At 43.2% G+C, this 21,421-nt stretch carries 18 protein-coding genes and 2 pseudogenes; 6 read left to right on the top strand and 14 right to left on the bottom strand.

Annotated elements, in window-relative coordinates:
* Nucleotides 1-195 precede the first annotated feature (195 nt).
* The 3 genes from B212_RS0109080 to B212_RS0109070 all read left to right on the top strand — a co-directional run bounded on the left by B212_RS0109080 (nucleotide 196) and on the right by B212_RS0109070 (nucleotide 2,863).
* Nucleotides 196-1,017, top strand: a complete 822-nt coding sequence (locus B212_RS0109080) for a CPBP family intramembrane glutamic endopeptidase (protein WP_019910303.1) — start codon at nucleotides 196-198, stop codon at nucleotides 1,015-1,017.
* A gap of 63 nt (nucleotides 1,018-1,080) precedes the next feature.
* Nucleotides 1,081-1,782 (top strand): response regulator transcription factor, encoded by a 702-nt coding sequence (locus B212_RS0109075; protein ID WP_019910302.1) that lies wholly within the window; start codon nucleotides 1,081-1,083, stop codon nucleotides 1,780-1,782.
* Nucleotides 1,772-2,863, top strand: coding sequence for a sensor histidine kinase (locus B212_RS0109070; RefSeq protein ID WP_019910301.1), 1,092 nt, complete (start codon nucleotides 1,772-1,774; stop codon nucleotides 2,861-2,863). Before B212_RS0109075 ends, B212_RS0109070 begins: the two co-directional genes overlap by 11 nt.
* A 239-nt stretch (nucleotides 2,864-3,102) precedes the next feature.
* On the opposite strand, the gene B212_RS0109065 is transcribed toward B212_RS0109070, so the two are convergent.
* The 3 genes from B212_RS0109065 to B212_RS0109055 form a co-directional block, all read right to left on the bottom strand.
* Complete coding sequence (locus tag B212_RS0109065; RefSeq protein WP_019910300.1) at nucleotides 3,103-6,120, bottom strand: P-loop NTPase fold protein; 3,018 nt, start codon at nucleotides 6,118-6,120, stop codon at nucleotides 3,103-3,105.
* Between the two features lie 43 nt (nucleotides 6,121-6,163).
* Complete coding sequence (locus B212_RS0109060; RefSeq protein WP_019910299.1) at nucleotides 6,164-6,712, bottom strand: restriction endonuclease; 549 nt, start codon at nucleotides 6,710-6,712, stop codon at nucleotides 6,164-6,166.
* A 394-nt stretch (nucleotides 6,713-7,106) separates the two neighbouring features.
* Complete coding sequence (locus B212_RS0109055) at nucleotides 7,107-7,418, bottom strand: DUF6809 family protein (RefSeq protein WP_019910298.1); 312 nt, start codon at nucleotides 7,416-7,418, stop codon at nucleotides 7,107-7,109.
* A gap of 201 nt (nucleotides 7,419-7,619) precedes the next feature.
* Between B212_RS0109055 and B212_RS35915 the strand changes: the two are divergent.
* Nucleotides 7,620-7,721 (top strand): annotated as a pseudogene (locus B212_RS35915) (AraC family transcriptional regulator); the annotation flags it as partial.
* A gap of 225 nt (nucleotides 7,722-7,946) precedes the next feature.
* A pseudogene (locus tag B212_RS34450) lies at nucleotides 7,947-8,222 on the top strand (EamA family transporter); the annotation flags it as partial.
* Between the two features lie 16 nt (nucleotides 8,223-8,238).
* On the opposite strand, the gene B212_RS0109040 reads toward B212_RS34450, so the two are convergent.
* The 6 genes from B212_RS0109040 to B212_RS0109015 form a co-directional block, all read right to left on the bottom strand.
* The gene (locus B212_RS0109040) at nucleotides 8,239-8,757 is read right to left on the bottom strand and encodes a hypothetical protein (protein WP_198015843.1); all 519 of its coding nucleotides are present in this window, start codon (nucleotides 8,755-8,757) and stop codon (nucleotides 8,239-8,241) included.
* 58 nt (nucleotides 8,758-8,815) lie between these two features.
* Nucleotides 8,816-9,163, bottom strand: a complete 348-nt coding sequence (locus B212_RS0109035) for a DUF952 domain-containing protein (RefSeq protein ID WP_019910294.1) — start codon at nucleotides 9,161-9,163, stop codon at nucleotides 8,816-8,818.
* Nucleotides 9,164-9,215: 52 nt separating this feature from the next.
* Nucleotides 9,216-9,824, bottom strand: a complete 609-nt coding sequence (locus B212_RS0109030) for a methyltransferase family protein (RefSeq protein ID WP_019910293.1) — start codon at nucleotides 9,822-9,824, stop codon at nucleotides 9,216-9,218.
* A 325-nt stretch (nucleotides 9,825-10,149) separates the two neighbouring features.
* Nucleotides 10,150-11,799 carry a DUF1593 domain-containing protein gene (locus B212_RS0109025; RefSeq protein WP_019910291.1) on the bottom strand — a complete coding sequence of 550 codons (1,650 nt, stop codon included), beginning with the start codon at nucleotides 11,797-11,799 and terminating at the stop codon, nucleotides 10,150-10,152.
* A 344-nt stretch (nucleotides 11,800-12,143) separates the two neighbouring features.
* Nucleotides 12,144-13,547: a M56 family metallopeptidase gene (locus B212_RS31130; protein ID WP_019910289.1), complete on the bottom strand. Its 1,404-nt coding sequence runs from the start codon at nucleotides 13,545-13,547 to the stop codon at nucleotides 12,144-12,146.
* Between the two features lie 10 nt (nucleotides 13,548-13,557).
* Entirely contained in the window at nucleotides 13,558-13,917 is a 360-nt protein-coding gene (locus tag B212_RS0109015) for a BlaI/MecI/CopY family transcriptional regulator (RefSeq protein WP_019910287.1), read from the bottom strand.
* Nucleotides 13,918-14,097: 180 nt separating this feature from the next.
* Here B212_RS0109015 and B212_RS0109010 point away from each other — a divergent pair, with 180 nt between their 5' ends.
* Nucleotides 14,098-15,258, top strand: a complete 1,161-nt coding sequence (locus B212_RS0109010; protein ID WP_019910286.1) for a serine hydrolase domain-containing protein — start codon at nucleotides 14,098-14,100, stop codon at nucleotides 15,256-15,258.
* Between the two features lie 207 nt (nucleotides 15,259-15,465).
* Here the strand turns inward: B212_RS0109010 and B212_RS0109005 are convergent, their stop codons facing one another.
* From B212_RS0109005 to B212_RS0108985, 5 genes are all read right to left on the bottom strand, one after another.
* Nucleotides 15,466-15,693: a hypothetical protein gene (locus tag B212_RS0109005; protein ID WP_019910285.1), complete on the bottom strand. Its 228-nt coding sequence runs from the start codon at nucleotides 15,691-15,693 to the stop codon at nucleotides 15,466-15,468.
* 212 nt (nucleotides 15,694-15,905) lie between these two features.
* On the bottom strand, nucleotides 15,906-16,271 hold the full coding sequence (locus B212_RS0109000; RefSeq protein WP_019910284.1) for a hypothetical protein: 366 nt from the start codon (nucleotides 16,269-16,271) through the stop codon (nucleotides 15,906-15,908).
* A gap of 121 nt (nucleotides 16,272-16,392) precedes the next feature.
* A complete protein-coding gene (locus B212_RS0108995; RefSeq protein ID WP_019910283.1) occupies nucleotides 16,393-17,277 on the bottom strand; it encodes an amidohydrolase family protein in 885 nt (294 codons plus the stop codon).
* Complete coding sequence (locus tag B212_RS0108990; RefSeq protein ID WP_019910282.1) at nucleotides 17,264-20,434, bottom strand: GNAT family N-acetyltransferase; 3,171 nt, start codon at nucleotides 20,432-20,434, stop codon at nucleotides 17,264-17,266. Before B212_RS0108990 ends, B212_RS0108995 begins: the two co-directional genes overlap by 14 nt.
* A 34-nt stretch (nucleotides 20,435-20,468) precedes the next feature.
* Nucleotides 20,469-21,416, bottom strand: coding sequence for a phosphotransferase enzyme family protein (locus tag B212_RS0108985; protein WP_019910281.1), 948 nt, complete (start codon nucleotides 21,414-21,416; stop codon nucleotides 20,469-20,471).
* Nucleotides 21,417-21,421 lie beyond the last annotated feature (5 nt).

Raw genomic sequence — 21,421 nt, 5'->3', positions numbered from 1 at the left:
TTCCACTTCAGCGATGCGATTAAGCATTCATTCTCTAATTTTACCATAAAAAAGAAACCACTACTCTTTCGCGTTCTCCCGCTCCAATCGTAAGATTTCCGTTAGATTTCCTTAAGTAATTAGTTAAATCACAGCGGATATTTTCGCCTACACTTATGGAGTCGTATCCAGTTTTATTACAAAGGGGAGCTTTAGATGGAAAAGTTAAAAACTTATGCTTTTGGTCGGCCTGTAATGTTTTCTATTATTTTGATCGTTGTATCGGTTGCCTTTACGTTCATACCTTTAGATCCTTTGTTTGTGTCTTTGTTAGGTCAGCAATCCAGTGAATATGCAACAGGCATCATTGAGCAGGTACTGGTTAGTTTTGCAATAATATGGGTTCTGAAACGGTGGGGGTTATTCAAGAGCGCAGGATTTGCCCGTCCGAACTGGAAGGGATTGTGGATTTACTGGCCTATAGTCATGTACACGCTACTTAACGGGTCAGATTTTATATTTGGCAATATTGTTATAGATACCTCAAAACCAGTCGTAATTATACTGTTCATCTTAACTTATCTATCCACGGGATTATTTGAAGAGGTGCTGTGCCGAGGTGCTGTATTATCTGTAATGCTGCGTAAATGGGGGGCAACCCGAAGAGGATGTTATGCTGCGGTGATCATATCCAGTGTATTGTTTGGTTCCGCGCATATCATCCATTATTTCCTTCATCATTCTTCATTGCTTGCTACCTTTACACAAATGACTTATGGAATATTTATTGGAGTGTTTTTTGCAGCCTGTGTGATCAGGAACAAGAGCATATTTCCGGCAATGCTTGCTCATGGTGTATTTGATATCTTTGGCAGCTTTCAAGAAATTGCGGTTGGGGGTGGTCTGAACAAAACCTACCTAACTATGACTGTCAGTAACTCCATAATCTCAATTCTAATCTTTCTGCCCTTATTTATTTATGGACTTGTTATCCTCCGCAAAGCAACACCTTCTGCAGATCACGGATCTAATGGATAGAGTTAATTTATACCTGCCGCTATAATAGTCATATTACAGAGTGTTAGTTGTGAGGGATCTACTATGGAGCAATACAGTATTCTGATTATTGATGATGAACAGGAAATTGTTGAGTTAATTGAGATTTATCTTATCAATGAAGGGTATCGGGTATTTACAGCTTTTAATGGAACTGAGGGTTTGGGCATTCTGAGCCATCAGAAGATAGATCTGGTTGTGCTCGATATTATGATGCCGGGAATCGATGGAATGGAGACCAGCAGAAGGATAAGACAGACCATGAACCTGCCCATTATTATGCTAAGCGCCAAATCGCAGGATATGGACAAGATTCTCGGGCTTGGGCTGGGTGCGGATGATTATTTATCCAAACCCTTTAATCCAATGGAACTGATTGCACGGATAAAATCACAGTTAAGACGTTATATCATTTTAAATGTACCCAATCAGCAAAAGAATGAGGATAACATCATTCATATCAAGGGTCTAGTGATCAATAAAAATAATCATTCCGTCTCCACTGACCACGGTGAGATCAATTTAACTCCAACCGAATATGAAATACTGTTATTGCTCGCTAGTAGTCCCGGCACTGTGTTTAGTGCAGAACAAATTTTCGAAGCGGTGTGGAAAGAGAAATATTTTGAATCCAACAATACTGTTATGGTTCATATTTGGAGATTACGAGAAAAGGTAGAGAAGCTGCCAAAAACGCCTGAGATCATCGAAACCGTGTGGGGAGTTGGCTACAAAATTGAAAAATAAACTGGGCACCATACGCTACAAGTTGATCCTGATCTTTTTTACCAGCGCGGCTTTGACAGGTTTATGTATGTTTTTGATATTTACGGCCTTAATCAAGGCCTCCGAAAACCACCCCTTCGCGGTATTTTTCATGCAAAATTATATTGTATTTTCCCTGATATTGTTCGTCATTCTTGTCTTGCTGATGATTGGATTTCTTCTGCTGATGACCAGAAAGAGCATCGTCTATCTCGAAGATATAACGAAAACCCTGGAAACCATCTCTAAAGGTGATTTGGAAGTCAACATTCCGGTAAAAAGCTCTGACGAGCTTGGAAAATTGGCTACCACCGTCAATAGCATGGTTTATAAACTAAAGATTTTGATGGAGGAAGAAAAAAGCTGGGAAAAAACCAAAAACGATTTGATTACAAATTTATCGCATGACTTAAGAACACCCTTGACCTCTATCCTTGGGTATATGGAATTGATTGCGGATCTAAAATACACGGATGAAGAAAACTTGAAGCACTATGCGGGTATAGCCTTCCAAAAGTGTAATGAACTCAAGGTCCTAATTGACAATCTTTTTGAATATTCTAAGCTGACGAATTCGGAATTAACCATCAATAGACACATGCTGAACCTGGGAGAACTTCTGGAGCAAGTGATTCTTGGATTCATCCCTGCATTAAACGAGGCGGAAATGGAGTACAGGCTATTTTTCAGCAATGAAAAAATTATGATGAGCGCAGACCCGCTGCTATTGGTCCGGGTATTTGACAACCTGATTAGCAACGCCATCAAATATGGCAATGAAGGGAAATACCTTGATATAGAGCTAAGTAAAACCAATAATGAAGCGCTCATACGAATTATTAACTATGGGGAGCCGATACCTGATGAGGATTTGCCCTTTGTATTTGAACGATTCTATAAAGCCGATAAATCCCGCCTTAAACAGAGCAATGGATCAGGGCTAGGGCTTGCTATTGTAAAGAGCATTATTGAGATGCATGGGGGTACGGTTTCGGTGAGCAATCGGGATGATAGGATTGTTTTTGAGGTTAGGTTTGGGGTGGGAGTCGAGTTTGTAAGATAGACACTAACTATGAGTTAGTGTGTTAGTGCCTACCTGTTTACAAATTACTATGTTAAACACAGCCTTTTACTGCTTCCACACCATCTCGGGCATTCTCTATTTCAATTTATAAATTATATATTTGTCGGTTTATCTTTTTACACTCCCTGGTTAACAAATCCCTTTCCTTGGCAAGCCCCGAAGTACCATTCTCACTTCGAGATAATCCAAACGGTAACTGCGGAAAATCTTGATTCACTTTATAACGAATCATTATCAGCTTGTGGAGCTTCGTTCATCAGTAATAACCCATCCAAAACTTCATAAGTATCTTCTATATTACTAACATACAACGTTTCGTATTCGCTTATTATAGGCTTATCCTTCCAATTAATCTGTCTCATTTTAATACTCTCATTATGCTCTCTCCAATAATTCTTAATTTGATCTTTATCAAGGACTTTCGAGAATCCTTCAAGGCTAGCTACACGATTTTTGAACTGCCCAAAAGTAGTTTCAAAATTAAGAAAAAGATAATACAGAAAATAATCAAAACCATTTTTGTTTATTTCAGGATTAAAGCAAGTATCAAAAAGATAGTTATTTACAGACTTGTTAATACCACGCTCATCTTTGTCGCCCTCACTATCATAAAAACCACAAGGGATACCGCTGCTATATATTGTGCTGCCCAATTGATAGATAATAAAAGATAATAATCTCGATTTCACTCCTTGAATTTTACTATCCAAAGTTTCATCAGTTATCTTGGACTTAATATATAAGTAGGAGTTGCCACAAATATTTTCTGTTGAGAGTTTCATAACTTCTTCAAAGATATTTATACTTTTATCAATATATCGATTCTTAAATATCTGAAAAATAAATTGAGAGATTTCCCGCATTTCTCCTTTAACAATATTCTCTACATTCCCCTCAGTCGGATTATTAGTCCCTCCATGTTTAGATAGGGCTCTTGACAAATTAAACATATCTCCACCTCTGTCAGAGCAGCAACACAACCTAAATATCAACAAATCATGTAGTCCCAGAATTCCCCTTTCTTCTTTGGATAAATTCTTCAAAATTCCATCATCTCTATAGTGGCTTTCCCCAAATATCCATTCTGCAATTTTAACAACATTTTCATTACTATTATTCCAATGTTGTCCTCCTTCGTCAGACCACCCGATTTTATTCAACAATTTCGCAATGAAAAAGGGGAGAGTGAAGCTCCTCATTCCAATTCCAATATCTTCGATCTCAATACTTGAATATTGCGGTAAAGAGTATAGGGCATAAAGAATAACTTCTTTTGCCTTTTCAGATGAAAATTCATTCTGAGGGGAATTAACCAAAACTCTCCATAGTTGATTATGATTGGTCTCCCCTATTGAAAAAGAAAATTCCGCACGTTTGACAACCTTAGCAATGTCTTTATTATCTTTCAAAATATCATTTTTTAAATTCACGTAAAATTTATACTGCTCGGTGTGAGCTGGACGTGATACTTTAATTATTAGATTTAAATATTGTTCAAGATTCCTACCACCAGAGTCCCAAGAAGATCCATTAAAACAAGCATATGATGCTAATTGTTCCTCAGAAATATTTCTCGTCGATTCCAATCGTTGATCCGCATTAAAAATTTTATCTACAATAAATCTTTGATTTTCAGTTAGACTCTCTATATATTTAGTATATTTTGTGGAATTTTTATAACCCTCTTCTTTATCATTAGGGTTGTTATTTTTTGGATAATCACCATCATATTTTCTTACAAGTGAAAAAAAGCCTCGTTTACTTTGTGTTTCAGTATTGTATATTTTTCTGAATATATTAGGGTAGTTAATGTATATTATCAGCAAATGAATAAGATCATGCTTATCAAAGTCCGAATTCGAGAAATCTAATTGCTCAACTTCAAGTAAAAGAATTGTATTTACTAGTCTTTTTAATTTTCTTGCATCACCTATAAATGGAATGTACAAATAATATTCTTTTGAATTAAATATATCCTTGAGTCCCTCTACTGCTTTTGATACCAATTCTGGATTACTCAGTAGGTTTCTAGCCAATGATTCATCTTTGTGTTCAGTAAAATAATTCAATAATAGCCTATGATCTATGTACAAACTCGTTTTAATGTTGATGAATTTTTCTAAAAACTCAATGATTTTTTCAGTATCTAGTTTTTGATGTTCAAGTGCAGTAATATTCTCTGTATCGTAACAAAGTACATAAGAAATATTAGGGAGAATAAAAGATTTTTTAATAACAAACAGGATCTCTTTTATACTTGAAAAATTCAAGCGATCTAAATCATCTACAACAATAACAATTTTTTTATCTATTCTTCTTATGACACTTTCCAAGCGTTCAAATGTTTTATCAATAGATGAGTTATCGAAAGGCACACCAAACCTAATTCCAAAAATCGAGAAAGTTACCTTAGCGTTATTTAATAACTTTACATATTTTGAGATAAGAGACTCTAGTTCGGGTGCAAAAAAATTCCCTTTAATTACTTTTAATAGTCCATCCACAAATTTATCCAATATATTATCACTATTTTCAAATCTTAGTGGATCGAACGTGTACACTATAATTTCATCACTATAGTTGCTATTCCAATGTTCTTTGCAAAGATTTATGAAAGTTGATTTACCCGTCCCCCAAGGTGCATCAATTCCGAAAACTAAGCTTTCAGATGAACCTTGATTATATACTCTTTCTGCAAATCTTTTTGATGTTTCAAAAAACTCAAACGCGTCATCATCTTTACTTTGTCCTTCTTTATCACTCATGAAACTCGAATCTTTATCAATCATTTTCTCCATTTTGATTTGCAATTTTCTTGAATTTATCGCCACAAAAAAAACAATTGGAAGTGAAAACAATATAAACATATGTAACCAAGATAGCAAAGATATGCATTTCCCGAAATACTCCATCCCTATACCACCGAATAAAAATATTGTGGTAGCACCTGAAGCAAAAACAATAAGAATATCAAATCTCCTACTTTGAATAATAATTTTAATTTGTCGCCATACTTCTCTTTTGAAAAAGTAAGTACCAGCTATTAGAAGATATAAAGCGACATTAATCCAGAACCAAACTTCCTTTTGATTTTGTATAGAACTATTTTCGAAACTTAGGAAAATTACTTTAATGCCAAGTACAAATTCAGCCAATAAGACCCCCAGGAAGAACGATTTATATAGCAAGTAATAGTTTAATTTGTTTAATTGATATTTTTTGTTTGGTTCTTTCACGTCGATTCCTCCACGATACAATAAGCCCCAATTTGTTTGTGCTTTAATTGCAATTTAAAACAAATTCTCTCAAATACTCAGATATTGAGATATTGGTACAGCCAATGCTACTATCATTAATTTTATATTGAGCAATTCCTATAAACTGAGGGAGATCAGGAGGATATGCTATTTCATTCACTTCCTTACTTCTCACATTATATGTTATTTTCCCATCAACGATTTGTAATAAGGCAATGCCATGCGACGAAGCATATTCAATTGCTCCAGATTGAAAATATGATGTTGTGGCGAGTATGCCTTTGTGAGCCCCAATAATCCGTAGCTTATCGTAAAGAACTTGAACTTTCTCCCTAGAAACAGCATGCTTGTACATTTTACATTCTACTAGCGTTAAATATTCTACTCCCATAAGTTCAAATCTAATTGTACCGTCAATCTGATATGAGCCTTCTTTGGTCTCAATAATCTCATCATGCTGAACTACTACATTAGGCAAACCATCACTTGCCTTTTTTAATAAGAACATTACAAATTGTTCGAATTGACTTGAAGACATCTCAGTAAAATTTTCTTTTGTAGGAATTATCATTAATCCTCCTTAAAATCGAGTAGGAACCTAATTAAGATTCCTTCTCTTTTTGAAATTCCATGTTACTTTGCTCTGGTTAAAAAATTGCTGGAGGCTGTAATCTATCGAAATGCAGAACACAAAAAGGACAACATATTACTAAGTCAAATGCTCAAGAATTTTTAATATTCTTTTTCACTATTCCACAGTAGCTAAATTTAATATTTGTCGTCAGTTATATATCTGAAAGACTAAAGTAATAGGGATATTGTACCATATAAAAAGATACCTCTGGAAAATATTCCAGAGGTCACCAATGCAAATATCCTAATCTCTACCAACCCAATTCTTCCGATTCTCTTCCCGATTATAAACAATATCCTCCACCAGCCTCTTCAACAGTCGATTCTTCTTGTCACATGTCACCACTGTAATCCACAACAACCCCATTACCCTTCTCACCCACCCCCAACACCTCAATCATCATCAAAGCCCCCATCCGAAACCCTTCCGTATAAGCCGCCGCAGAATACATAGATGTCGATTGCCCTAGCAAATCCATTAACTTCTCCAACTCATCGTACTCTTCTGGTGAGAGCTTATTGTGATAGGCATCTATTAATGAAGAAATCTTGCGGTTAAGGCTGTGATATTCGGAATTTGTAGGGTGTATACATTCGTCTGGTCTGATGTTTCCATAGAATAAATTTTCCAAAATACTGCCCATGATTCTCCTCCTATGTATTGCAGATGTATGCTCCCGGGCACAGTGCCCTGTGTGTATCATACCTCATCTAATTGCTGCACATTGTATTTTAGCGATATAACCGCTAACATCCTTCATTCACCCTAAAGCAACACTATCCAAGAATCCTTCGATCGTTCATATTATAATAACCGTACATTACGGAACAAGAAGGTGCAGGCGGTGGCTCGTGAAGTTCGGACGGACGTTATTGATACAGATTTGAAGCTTGAGGCGTATCAGTATGAAGGGATTATGCAGAAGTTCCCGAACCATTTTCATGAGAGTATGTCCAGGAAATTACGGGAAGCAATGTTTTTGCCGCGATTTACACAGCCCGTTCTCTACCAGAGTGAGCTTTTTTTATAGGAAAAGAAATTGAATGTTCAATTTGTTACCGGATTTGTGATTGCGTTAGGAACTTGCTCGCCCCTGCTAACTGGGTCATTTATTCTGTGTTGATGCGTAAAATTAGCAGGCTGAAGTTCACCCCCTTGGGGCTACACGCAAAATGTAACAAACCTTCTATACTTAGGGCTGGGAGCCTCAGCCTTGTGTTTTGTGACCTGGAACCGGTTGGTAGGAATCTTGGGAGCGGTAATAACAAGCGTGTACATCTACATTGTGCCAGTAGTTACAGTCGCGGCCTCTGCCCTTATTTTGCATGAAAAGATCACTTGGGCAACTGTAGCGGGAACCTTACTGACTCTGACCGGTTCCTATATTTCTGAACGCAAAATCAAAACGACCCCCAAGAAGAGGATCACTGTAAGTAGTATGGAGTGATCGCTGCTTGCAAATATTACATTTCCTTTGCACCAAACATCTCATTAATACTATGCAGTTCAATTCTGTCATTCTCTGCCCGGTTGTCTGAATACTCATGTTCCTTGTCAATAAAGATCTCATTTTTGTTTAAGAACCCAAGCAACCTAACGGCTTCTTTTCTTATACTTTCCATGTAACTACCAAACTCGATAGGGTCTCTTTTTAGAATCTCCTTGTACTCGTCGGCTGTCATAATGAAGGTTAATGCAATATATCTTAGAAAATTGTAACCATCACAATACTCGTCATACAAAACCGCTAGCGTTTCCAAAGTATCAGCTTCATCTTCATTTGTTAGGAGATCATATAGAGCCCGTTCTAGTCGCTCTTGTTCAAATTGGCCAAAATTGATCAGTCTTCTGATTTGCTTTTCCGTTTCGTGATATGCATATTTGTCTTTATAGTCTCTGGAGATGAGTTCGTAGTATTCATCCTTACCAAGGATCTCTTCCAATTCATCATTCTCATACACCCATTGCTCGAAGTTCAGCATAGACTGCTCATTCTTCTTATTGTTAATGAAATAATACAAATAACGTTCCGCCGAGATTTTATCCATTAATTTCATCGGGCAACGAAAATGTTCCGTCCGGGTTAGGCTCGAACGCTACAGTCTTCAATACAGCATCCAGATTGAGTTCACCGTAGATATGCGGGTATTTGCTTCCTTCATTGTACAAATCTTCCCATTTGACTTCAGACGTTACTTTGGACTCCTCGATGCAGAGCAAGATCAGGCCTTTGACTCCTTTAAAATTATAATCCGCGACGGCTACCATTTTGTCAACCGGTGAACAATGAATGAAACCTTCGGTCTCTAAGGTGTTGCCTTTATAAACTCCGTTCACAACTGCTGCTTCCCATTCGGTTCTCAATACAGCATGCAAAAACATCATCATCAAACCCCCTCCTATTAAATATTGGCATATATACCAGTTTAGTGAATAAGCTCTAAAATATCAAAAAGTATCTTGGAACTCTCCTAGCATATCTCTCATAATCATCACCAAACATAGAATACAAATGCTTCTCCTCTTGCAATATTAATAAGTGAAAAGCAAGCAGATTCATGACCAATACAATCAGGGTAAAGAGGTTGGCGTAGGTAACAAATAGACCAATAAACATCAGGTTAAAGCCTACAAAAGCGGGATTTCTGCTGAACTTGTAGATACCGTCCGTTACAAGTGTTGTTTTTGTGGTTTTGTCTATCCCTACTCTCCAGGAGTTTTTCATATAAACGATTGCCGCAATAAATATCCCTACTCCTATTGCTGTTATCATTATGCCGATATATGTTGTGTAAATATTGTTGAACATGTAACCAAGTACAGAGGATAGTTGCCCATGAAATACGATCTCACTAGCCCAGGCCAGCAGCCACAATGCACTAGATATTTTAACAAACATTTCTGCACTGTAAATTGAAAAATCTTTATTACTTTTGGCCAATACATTCGCATGAATTTTCTCTCTTTGCTTCAACAATACCAGTTTGATTATGTATGCTGCGCCAAAAGCAACCAGCAAGACCAAAGAAATAATATCTGTTACCTGCATATTGATTCCTCCTATAAAATGAATACTTGAACAATCATTCATATGTATTATATTACATTATGTATCAGCAAAAAAACAAACTATTTATTCGGTGAAAATGAAACACGTGCAAATTCTTATTTATAGCGCGGGTGCAATTGGGCGTATATTCACCGGGAAGGTTGCGTTGGCGGGACATGACATTACTTTTGGTGAATTCAAATCATACGCAGATATTTTTGACGTTAAAAACCCTTAACACGCAAGCAGGGCTATCCCCGGCCTGCAATTGGCCTTTCGAAGGATAACCCTGCTGCTGTTGTCTGCTTGCTGTAATGCTTCAGCGTTATTTCACGGTGATGATCACACGCTGATAACGCTTCAACTGGTGCTTACCGTTGTCTTGTACCTCAGCAATCATATGAATGGTGTCGCCGGACTTGGCATCTGCCGGAATGGTGAACTGTACGGTGTTAGTATCGCTGCCTTGCAGCTTAATCGTATCCAGCTTCTCCCCGGCTGCGAGCGTGCGATGGAGTCCGAGCTGAAGGTCGCCGGCCATTTCTTTTTCCACTGCATTCTCCTTGACCTTGAAATCCTGATACGTGTCCGCCTCGAAATATCTCCACCAGCTATAGGTTAGCGCATCGCCATCCGGATCGGAACCTTCCGCATGCAGCGTAACCTGCTCACCCGGACTGGCCGCCAGATCCAGCCCTTCCTTGATGCTCAGCTTCGGATTATGGTTAGCATCCTTATAGTTGGCGGCAACCGCCCAATCCGCGCGAGCGGCAAAATCGTCCTGAATATCATCGAACCAGCGCATCAGCGAGTATTCGGCTTCATAGCGCTTGGTGAATACATCATAGTCCAGCACATTGTTGCGGAACAGCTTGTCGTTTACGGCGCCGAAACGGCCGCCCCACCCGCCGTAGCTCGGATTTTCCAGGCTCCGCAGACCGTTGTCAAGCAGGTAGAAGAAGGAAGGAGAGTCTCCCTCCGAGATAAAATCATACTTTTTATATTGCGGATTCTTCTTCAGGTAGTCGGCACTGCCCCGCTGTTCTTCAGGAAGCTCGCCGGCAATATTCTTCCCGTCGCCCATCAATGCGTACATCCCCAGCAGCTTACCGTGCGCATTCTGGATGTTCTTGTAATTCCAGTCGCCTTGCAGCCTGCTGTTCACTTCCTCTGTATGATATTTCCAGGCATAGGCGAAGTGCCAGAAGTTCGACTGGTCATTGATAATGCGGATATTCGGCCAGCTCTTGGCGATGTAATTACTATAGGTGTCGTCCTGGTCCAGAATGATGTACAGCACCAGCTTGTCGCTGACTTTCTTGTAAATCTCATTCCACTCGGCTGTATTCTTGTATTTCTCCTCAATGGACTTCAGGGCCCGGGCTGTTGTATTGGTGCCGCCCCAGGTCTGAACATACAGGTCTCTGGAATCCTCGTCGAGGAACAGCTCCTTCAGGAATTCAGAGCCTTCTGTTACCTTGTCCATCTCCCCTTTATTCGTAATGTTGCCGATCTTGGTGATGCTCTTGAGCGTCTCAGGCTTCGGATAACCTTCGGCATGCTTGCTCAGATTCGGATAGCTCTCCCCATAAGCGTCGATCATATTGTAGATCCACTGCGTACCTGTCCAGCGGAAAGGTGCAACTCCTGCAGCCTTATCGCCCGCATAATGGTAGACAGAGCTGGTCAGGACGATCCCGGCCAAATCCATCTCGTTGGAGTAGAGCAGAAAGCGGATTACGGAGTTCATATCGTCAACTTCACCATCTGTGGTAATAACTGTTCTGGCCTTGACCGCTTGGGCTGTTGGAGCACTCTCTCCGGTCTTCGTCTCTGTATTGGCTCCGGTGTTATTATTACCTTTATTGGCGCTGACCGCGGTTCCACCCGCATTATTGCTCTGGCAGCCACTCAGGATCAATGCACCGCCGAGCAAAGCCGCACCCACGGCTTTCGTTACATATACTGATCTCATCTTTATTGTCCCCCTAGTATTTTACATAAGTTTCCTGACTTAGTATAACCCGGCGCAATCAGCGCCATTCTTGCCCCCTTTCATGATGTAGAGAACACAAAAAAACCTGAATTGATAGCGTACCTCACGTAATCCGCAAGAATCCGCTCTCAACTCAGGTTTTGCCTTAAGATCAGTCACAACCCTGAAATTGAATATTTAGCTTATGGCCTGAATAAAACGCTGTCATCATTATTGAATTCAGTTTAGCATAATCAAGAAAGCGATTGCAAACTCTTTTTTGTACAAATTCTCTTGGTGGTTTAACCTGATCTGCTAATAGTGTTTACTGGATATCGTATACATCATTGTGCATTTTCGAAGTGCAGGCCGTCTTTTTTAAGTTCAAATCCATACGTTTTGCCCAAGGTCTGCAGCTCACTTTCGTTCACCTCTGCAACTTGGCTTACCTTGTTGTCTTTATCCCTGACGATAATGAAATCGGCCGCACCGTCCCCGTCATAATAAAACTTGTTGAACCTCTCTTGATGACTAAGATCCTGATCCAGGAATAGCCGGACATGCTTGCCATTGTACAGAAATCTGTCTTTGGTTTTGTCATATGCCAGGCCGTAGGCCATGTAATCCTTCAGCGCATCATAGTTAAAATCCGTCACTTCTCCGCTTTGCTCCGATGCAGCCGCCGAAACCGAAGTTTCAGACCCTGCGTTGTCACCGCTCTCCACAGCGTTCATTCCAACAGAGCTATCCGCAGATACGCTGCTCCGCTCTCCGCTAGATTGTTCTGCAAATGCAGACACTGCCCCCAGAACCAAGAGGAGCGAAATGGCTGCCGTCAATACCGTCACTTTGTTCAATTTCATGATCGACACAATCCTTTCCTTGGTTGCGTTTGTGCTGAACCCATTGTATAGGGGAGTAAATCTCCCTTTGTGCTCTGCTACCGCCAAAAGACATAACGCATAATCGGCCTTGTGTTCGGCTCCGATTTTGTTGATTACCCTTGCATCGCATACCCTTTCCATATCCCGGATCAGGTAGGCATACATCAGCCACACCAGCGGATTGAACCAGTGCAGGCAGAGGGCAGCGGCGGCAGTTATTTTCCATACCGTATCCAAGTATTTGATATGCATGTATTCATGGGTGAGCATATAATTCATTGCAGATTCATTCTTTGTATCCAGTGATTTGGGCAAAATAATCTTCGGGCGAAGTACCCCGCAGGTGATGGGCGTATCAATCCGGTCATAGGTGACAATCAAGAGAGGCCGCCGCAATGGATGTCTTGTTAACCAATCTTCGATAACGGGATGCTCCCCCTGCAAAGGCAGCGCTGTCCGCAGTTCCCTTGCACTTCTGAGATAAACCACCAATAACACCATGAGCATCAAGACAGCGCCCGCAAACCAAAGAGTCGTTAGAAGCTCCGGCTTCAGCCAGCCGCCTGAATTTGCCGGGATATTGATTTCGTTTGTCAGCATTCCGGTGTGCGCAGCAGATGTGTCAGTGAACGGGTATACTGCTGCTGTATGTGCATTCACGTTGTTACCAGAATTGAAAATTTCAACCGGAGCGGATAGCTGCGGAAGAATGGGAAAAGAAACTGGAACCAGCAGCCGGGCGATCACGATCCCCCACAGAACGAGGAACAACAACCGGGGCAATCTATGGAGCGCCACAGACCGCAGCAGGACGACAAGAACGATCAGCACACTAGCCGAAATACTCATCCGGAGGATATCCATCGTCGCCGCCTCAGCTTAAGTTCTTCACGATTTTTTTCAGTTTGTCGATGTCTTCCTTACTCAGGTTCCTCTCATTAAGGAATGCCGAAAAGAACATCTCTGCCGAACCGTCGAACATTTTGTTGATCAATTCCTTGGTTTCATACGTCTGCACCTGCTCTTTGGGAATAAGGGCTGTGCATTTAAAACCAGGATTGGTTCGCTGAACTGCACCTTTGCCGATCAGTTTTTTGATTACTGTGTAGGTCGTGTTCCTGTTCCAGCCCGTTTCCTTATTCAGAATCGCCGCCAAATCTCCAGCCGCCAGCATCCCTTCCCTCCATAAAATTTCCATCACTCTTAACTCCGAATCGAACAGCTTGATCTCCATCTACTTGCCCCCTAATAGTGACTACTGAAGTAGTCATAATCCAATACTACTCTAGTAGTCACACGTTGTCAATTATATCCTTTTTAACAATTTTGCTCTATAATAAGAAAGCTCATAAGTTAATAGATTCGCTTAGTAATTAATGAATATATTAACCAATACTAACTGGAGGGCTAGCTAATGAAAGAGCTGACATTCAATCCGCTGGAACAGGCGGGTGTATCAGATTACGGGGTGCAACGCATTCAGAGTGCGGCGGCACAAATGGTTAAGGACAACATCACACCGGCACAAGTCATTGTTGCAGCAAGAAGGGGAACATTACTCGTCCATCAAGCCGATGGCAGATTTGGGCCTGAGCCGGACGCAGCCGATTTATCGGTTGATGCTTTGTTTCCGCTCTGCTCGATAACGAAGCTGTTCACATCAACGGCCATTATGATACTGGTTGAACAAGGAAAACTGGGACTGAACAGACCTGTATCTGATTTTATCCCTGAATTCACAGGAGAAGGCAAAACAACGGTTTGCGTGCATCATTTGCTGACGCACACATCGGGCCTGGACATGGAGGCCATTTGGTCACACAGAGCCGCGAAACAGGATAAGGTGGATTTCCCCGCCTGTGAATCCAATCAGAATGCGGAAATTCATGAGTACCTGTACAGCGCATATGATGCTCCGCTCAGCTCCAAGCCTGGTACGGTGATGTCTTACTGCGGGTACGGTTATGAGCTGCTGGGTGAAATTATCCGGCGTGTCAGCGGTCAAGCCTATGATGAGTTCGTTAAGGAATTCATCTTCAAGCCGCTCGGAATGAACAATACATTTTATTGTGTTCCCCAGGAGGCAAGGGGCCGGGTGGTCCGGCGCGCACCGGATGCAGCTTGCGCGGAGTGGGTTGACAGCGAATACAATTTGAATTCGGTGTCTGCCGGCAGCGGCGCTTACTCTACTGCTATGGATCTGGCTGTATTTGGCCAAATGTTTCTGAACGGCGGAATTTATAACGGCATACGGCTGCTTAGCCCGGTAACTGTAAAGGAAATGACACGCAATCAGATCCCCGGTGTCTCCTCTGAGTACAGAGATGAAGTCTTCCCGGAAGCGTACTGGGGATACGGCTGGGCGGTCAACGGGACCAAGCGGGATGGCGGCGACCTCTTGTCACCGGCAGCGTATTCGCATTGGGGTGCAGCGGGACCATTTATCTGCGTCGATCCGATCTACGAAATTGTAACGGTGCATTTCTCGGTAGAGCTTGACCACCAGAAGCCGTTCAAAAATATGTATGTCGATTACTTCAACAACACCGTTCTTGGAGCGATAACAGAGCTGTGAGGTAAGCTGGACACTACGGTAGAACAACATATCGAAAAACAAGCCATCCCTTCTACACTGCCAAGGATGGCTTGTTCGCGTTCACTGTATTTGCCTTTGCTTCATTATGCTCTGGCTGAGCTGCCGCTCTATTACAAGAGCTCTGCTGTGGTGAAAATAAAGTATTAGACTGCCGCTTTTGACATTCAACTAATGTTTCCCGTTAGCTTAATCATCTGTCGTGAGTACTGAATATTTCTCAAAACTTAGTACATCATCTACAACCACTCCATTAAAATCTTGCATGTAGTGGTACTGGGCTATCAAGCTTTCTTTATAGCTCACGTTTAATGTCGTTTGAATAAATTCAATCGGTGTATCAAACTGATAATTAATAACCAAAGCAATTCGTTTTTTTGTTAGCTCTATTGAGGAGATATCTTCATTACCGAACATTTCATAATAGTCTTCGGGGTCATCTTCCTTCCAGGAATTTATCCAATTCCAAAAACATTCCTCGGCTTTCTCGAATGGGATCTTTTCATCTGCGAATTTTCTTAATTCAACCGTATCCAGTTCTATCGCTCCTTTGGAACAAGATTCAGTTTACATCTATTTCTTTATTTTACGTTAAGGTATTCAACTAGCGTTCACTTTGGCTCAATGAATTACTTTATTTCGGACGAATCAGATTGCTCTTTTTCGAGGACTTCATGGATTTTATTTGTTATCTCATTTATGTTGCGGGAACGATATTTCAAAATAGGATTATCCCAATATTCGGGTCCAGTGTCTTCATCACCTATTTTTACTAAATACAATGTATACATGCCCTCCGAACTCATAGATGGATACCATCCTAAATCCAAAATTAATCCTTTCTTTTCATTTCTAAAACAGAATATATCCTCCTGTAGTTCCAATGCATAAGGAAATGAGTCGTCATGAAAGTCATCGGGATTAATTTCGAAAAAATGATTCCATACAACAGTCCAATCTGACGAAATATTTAATGACACCAACCGTAGACTCATTTTAATAACACTTCCCTAATCATTCTTCATATTCAAATATCCGTGACTTGACTAAGTTATCCTACCCGTTAGCTTAATGAAGCCATGACAGTCTACAACTTTATTTTCCGAGCCCAATAGTTTATTTTCTTTTAACATCTGCAATCCGCTGCTGGATGCGCGGGAACAGCCCGAAGGCGTTCTCGTAGAATACCTTCTCATGATGCTGCTCAGGGATGAGCCGGCGGACGAATTCCGCGTACAGGTCAATTGGCGCAAGCGGCCAATCGGTGCCGAACAGCATTTTTTCGTAATGATCGGAGTACACCAGTGCCCGGCGAAAATGGTCCATGAACAAAGGCTCATTCATGAACCGTTCGAAATGGGGCCGGTCGCCGACGACAAGACCGGACAGGTCGGCATAGACGTTCGGATTCTTGGCGACCACTTCGGCAGCATCCATCACCCAGGGATCGCCCAGATGGCAGATCATAAAGTTCACGCCGCGCTGCTGATAGGCTAATTCATCCACGGTAAGAGGATGCGAATACTTAAGCAAGCCATTCATTGAATACGTATCGCCCGTATGAATGACCACAGGCACACCATACTTGGCAGCCAGCTCATAGACCGGTGTATAGATTGTGTCATAGACGTAATGATGGTAGTACCCGGCATACAGCTTAATTCCCGCTACCTCAGGAGCTTGCAGCCGCGCTTCGATCCGGTCCAGCTCCTCTTGGACGTGGTCCCCTGTGAGCCTGTTCGGATTGATCCCAACGCATTCCATTAAGAATGGCGGAACGCTGCCTTCCAAATCAAGGCCCATTGGATTAGGTGAAGCCGAGTCGGGGAAGGCCCCCTTGCTCTGCTCCGTGACGCCCATGCCAATGCCAAGGACGACGTTGTTCTTGTCAAATTCAGCCTTAAGGCCGGCAGCAGTATAATCGACTTTGGACAGCTCCACCGCTGTCTGGTGAAAGCTGTCGATATCCGACAAATGGATGTGAATGTCAATGATCGCCATTTGAGTTCTCCTTATCGTCAGTTGGATTGGCAAAGGTCAGCTTCATAAGGCCGCGTACATCCTCCTGATTCAGAGCAGTCTCCCCCAGGATCAGGAAGACCGGCTGTGTCCACGCGGTTGCTCCATTCCGGAGTGTAAAATCGTGATTCACACTAGTAACGAATGCCTTATTGTCCACATAGATTAAATCCCTCTGATTGAAGGAACGCTTCACAATATGCAGCATATCCTTACGTGAAGACGCGCCGATACGCATGATCTCTTTTAAATCAATTTGCGCATCCGCCTTCCCAAGGAGGAACTTGCCTTCCTCGGGGAACTCCATCCAGCCCTCAGAAAAGACAGGCGAAGGCTTGAAGTAACTATCCCCCGCCAGCGAATACCCCGGGAGAACCATGCCGCTTTTGTTGGTTACCGAATACAGCACGCAGAGCACAGGGACGCCGGGCAGCATAAGGTAATGCTGGTTGATTGTGATCCCCCGGTTTGCTTCCTGCTTCTCGATAGAAGTCGTTAACCGCAGTCCCTTCCAGACGTTGCCGTAATGATCAACCTGCTTCACCCATGCCGCGCTTCTCGGCTCCTCCTGCTGGCTGAATCCGCCCATGCCGGAAATCCCCACGCCAAGTCCACCGTGCCAAGGATTCCACCAGGAAAGCGGGACCGCTTGCGGGTACGAGCTATTCAGCCATTCTTCACCTTGGTACTTCAGCGAATGCACAACGCTCCCGAACCCAGGGGCAGCCGCTATCGTGAGTACTCCGTTGCTCACCGTATATATGGAGCCAGCCGGACCTTCTTCCAGTTCACACACAACGCTTGCATCCGTCTGAGGGAACCAGAGACCGGACCGCTCCTGAACACGGTCCTCCCCATGATAGACGACCCGGACCTTCCGCCCGGATTCGCTGCTTCCCGGCGATTCTGTCTTCTCAAGCGGTACCTCAAAGCTTGCGGAGTGCAAATCCTGCTCTCTTTGCAGCTCCATACCAGCCGCTCTCCGCTCTGACCCGCCATCGTTGTGTACATACAGTTCGAGGCTTCCAGCAAGCGGAGTCATCTTTCGTTCGATGACTTCTGCCTTAAGCGCTCCCGCCGCAAACGGATTTCCGCTGCCAAGCGTTAATTCAAGGTGGTCACTCAGCACGGGTGCAACCGAATCCCGCTGCTTCCCGGCGAAGAAGCGGAATTCACTCCACCCGGTGAAGGTGTTAAGCGCGAACACAGTCGTCTTTGTCCGCACGACATCTCCGGCAGAAATCCGTCCAAGATTATGCTCCAGCCCAAACGTGTATTCCGGGCGGAGCAGCTTCAGTGAAGGGTCCCAACAAATGCCGTATGTGCTGTTCTTGTCCTGCGAGAACAGCCAGTTCTCTGTAATCTGAGCACTGTCCCAATAATCCGGATGACTGGAGTACACATCGCCCATATCCACATATTGGCCCTGATATGGCAGGATGAGCCGTCTGCCGAAGAAGCCGAAATTCGTCAGTACATATATGTTCTCCTCCAGCGCTGAGCTGCTGGTATTACAGACTTCATGATGAAACTCAGCCATCCCGTTAGGGAACAGCCTGGCTACCGCTTTTACCTCCAGCCCAAGGAATTCTTCCGACTCGTAGAGGGCTTCGAGGACCTGGCTCTCCCCTGCCGGATAAATCTTCACTTCTGCGGCCTGCTTCTTGGAAAATTCCTCCGCAAACGGCTTGCCCAGCTTCGGATAGGTCCACCAGAAGTTGTGGCTGGAGTCGGGGCATTCTATCCACATTCCATTGCCGCTCTTGCTCATATGAAGGGAGAATGCACCGTTCACAGCAACCCACTGTTCATCAACCTGTCCACCAAAGCGTCCATGCGTTCCTTTCATCAGCACAGACAGCTTGCTTGTGAAGGCAACCGCCTGTTGTCCGGCCGGAAGAGCCGTGACTTCAACATCCTGTGAGTAGAGCCCGTAAGCATTCAGGATGAACGGTACCGGGACTGAGGTTTTGCCCTTAGCCGGAACCGTGAAGCGTACCTCACGATCGCCCCATTCCAGGAAATCATCCTCCGGCAATTCAAAAACGAACTCTGCTTCCGAGGCAAAATTATTCTCTACGTTCAGGTACAACTCAGCGGGAAAACCCGGATACAGCTCCTTGGTTGGCAGCACTATCTTCATCTTGGCCGGAAATTTCGGAGCGACGCCAATGCGGAACTCAGCCCGCTTGCCGCCGATGATCCATGTGCTCATCACAACCGGATGGGTCTGCTTAACATTCTGCTCCTCCCGGACAGGATCAAGCTCGAATTCCCCCTCCACGACGACTGTTTCTCCCGGAGCTAGCGTCCGTGCAGCGGACAAGGCAAACCGGATGTTCTTATCGTTCTGGCCCTTGATCTCAATCGCCAGCTCAGACGCAGAGCGGTTCTTAATATGGTAGCGGATCTTGTAGGCGGAACCGAATACAAGATCGTGGTCTTCTATCTCAGTGGAGATTGTGTAGTCGGGTGTATCAAGGGCGGTCAGCCCTCTGCCGGTCTTCTCAAATTCCGCCCGCAAAGAGAGCCCGCCCTTGTGCCAAGTGTAATCAAAGAAATCAAAACCCCGCTCCCGGCGGCCATCCGGCTCGATAGGGAGCTCGCGGGTGCTATCTGCGTACCAATCCAGCTCCCCGAAATAAGGGGCAAGCGCTTCCGTCTGCAAAACGGTTGGAATGAAGTTCATCAGGTGGACGGAATCTTCATTTTTTTCCCAGAAAAATCCACATTTCTTGTACATTGGCACAGCCTTGGTATTCCCTGCCCAGGTGAACAGGTCGAGGCGCGGCCAGCCTTCTTCCACGGTTAGGCGGACGGCATTCAGAATCAGATTGCGGCCTACCTTGCAGCCATGATAATCAGGACGCACATTCAACAGTGGTACATACAAGGCCCCATCGTCTTGACGGTAGTGGGCAAAGCTGCAGAAGCCGACCACTTCCTTGCCATCTACGGCGAGAAACACATGAAGATTGGACGACACCTCCATCTCCCGGCGCACACTATCCTCTGTTCTCTGATGGGTACCGCCGCCCCAGCTTTCGCTGCTGCGGTTCCACATCTCAGCAACCGCTCCAGCGTAGGAAGGATCGTATTCGATAATGCGGATTTGCTCCGCAGTCGTATTTACTGTCATGAACTCATCTCCTAATCTCCGGCTCCGCTTACACTTACACCAACGCAATACCCAGATATGAATCTTGGTTAATTATTGACTGACCCATGTCTTGCAAATAGTTTAGTTGCTTCTCATCTAAGTTATCTTTATCAGAGAATTGCATGTGGTACACATAAGAATATAAGTGCCTGTAATTGATAAAATAATCGACTTGTGTCCGTACCTCTTTCACCGGATGATTAACTTCATAACCCTCCATGAATGCATTGAAGAATCGCTTGGCAAATTCTTTTCTCTTGACGGCATCCTTCACTGTTTGCGCAGCATGATAGATCGCAATGGCTATATCGTAAGCGAACCAATGATATTCACTATCCCCAAAATCAATAAAAGTTAACTCTCCATTCTGGACCAAAAAATTGTGATGATGGAGGTCGCCATGAATAATCCCGTAATTAGCCGGGGAAGTATGCATATCCCTAAGTTCAGTGTTATATAGCGTCCATTTCTCGTTAATCCTTGAATCCAAATGGTCTGTGTTCAGGGTAAATAATTTTTGTTCCGTCCAATCGGGGAATACAGAGCTTCCCGTAAAAGATTGTGATAGAGCGTGCATACTGGCCATTCCCCTTCCCCATCGGGCAAACAGCTTGCTGTTCCACACTTGTTCGTCATTGATGTCAACATGCTCTCCTTGGGCCTTCCTGTAAACCACACAAAAATGCTCTCCAGCTAACCGGTTAATATATGAGTCGTTGTTATTTATCTTGATAGGGACCACAGTATTGACGTTATTGTTATGTAGATGCTCAATCCATTCAATTTCCGATAACACCTGTTGATCCTCATTAAATGTTCTATTAAAGAATTTCACGACCATCGGCTCTTCAGCGGCGATTTCATACACATTCTGATAGTACCCGCCAATTAAATGAACCTGTGGTTCCCGGCAGCCTAGTAATTCAATCATTTGAAGTATTACTGATTTTTCTACCATCATTCAGC

Source organism: Paenibacillus sp. HW567 (genome assembly GCF_000374185.1).
Taxonomy (GTDB): Bacteria; Bacillota; Bacilli; order Paenibacillales; family Paenibacillaceae; genus Paenibacillus_AQ.
The sequence above is the reverse complement of the archived record's forward strand: the minus strand, read 5'-3'. Positions and strand labels throughout refer to the sequence as shown.

Excerpts from the sequence above, each read along its gene's own strand:
- B212_RS0108995 (WP_019910283.1), bottom strand. The coding sequence starts at position 17,277 with ATGGCGATCATTGACATTCACATCCATTTGTCGGATATCGACAGCTTT.
- B212_RS31130 (WP_019910289.1), bottom strand. The coding sequence starts at position 13,547 with ATGGATATCCTCCGGATGAGTATTTCGGCTAGTGTGCTGATCGTTCTT.
- B212_RS0109000 (WP_019910284.1), bottom strand. The coding sequence starts at position 16,271 with ATGAGTCTACGGTTGGTGTCATTAAATATTTCGTCAGATTGGACTGTT.
- B212_RS0109005 (WP_019910285.1), bottom strand. The coding sequence starts at position 15,693 with ATGTTCGGTAATGAAGATATCTCCTCAATAGAGCTAACAAAAAAACGA.
- B212_RS0109075 (WP_019910302.1), top strand. The coding sequence starts at position 1,081 with ATGGAGCAATACAGTATTCTGATTATTGATGATGAACAGGAAATTGTT.
- B212_RS0108985 (WP_019910281.1), bottom strand. The coding sequence starts at position 21,416 with ATGATGGTAGAAAAATCAGTAATACTTCAAATGATTGAATTACTAGGC.
- B212_RS0109035 (WP_019910294.1), bottom strand. The coding sequence starts at position 9,163 with ATGATGATGTTTTTGCATGCTGTATTGAGAACCGAATGGGAAGCAGCA.
- B212_RS0109040 (WP_198015843.1), bottom strand. The coding sequence starts at position 8,757 with ATGCTGAACTTCGAGCAATGGGTGTATGAGAATGATGAATTGGAAGAG.
- B212_RS0109030 (WP_019910293.1), bottom strand. The coding sequence starts at position 9,824 with ATGCAGGTAACAGATATTATTTCTTTGGTCTTGCTGGTTGCTTTTGGC.
- B212_RS0109010 (WP_019910286.1), top strand. The coding sequence starts at position 14,098 with ATGAAAGAGCTGACATTCAATCCGCTGGAACAGGCGGGTGTATCAGAT.
- B212_RS0108990 (WP_019910282.1), bottom strand. The coding sequence starts at position 20,434 with ATGACAGTAAATACGACTGCGGAGCAAATCCGCATTATCGAATACGAT.
- B212_RS0109060 (WP_019910299.1), bottom strand. The coding sequence starts at position 6,712 with ATGATAATTCCTACAAAAGAAAATTTTACTGAGATGTCTTCAAGTCAA.
- B212_RS0109055 (WP_019910298.1), bottom strand. The coding sequence starts at position 7,418 with ATGGGCAGTATTTTGGAAAATTTATTCTATGGAAACATCAGACCAGAC.
- B212_RS0109080 (WP_019910303.1), top strand. The coding sequence starts at position 196 with ATGGAAAAGTTAAAAACTTATGCTTTTGGTCGGCCTGTAATGTTTTCT.
- B212_RS0109015 (WP_019910287.1), bottom strand. The coding sequence starts at position 13,917 with ATGGAGATCAAGCTGTTCGATTCGGAGTTAAGAGTGATGGAAATTTTA.
- B212_RS0109025 (WP_019910291.1), bottom strand. The coding sequence starts at position 11,799 with ATGAGATCAGTATATGTAACGAAAGCCGTGGGTGCGGCTTTGCTCGGC.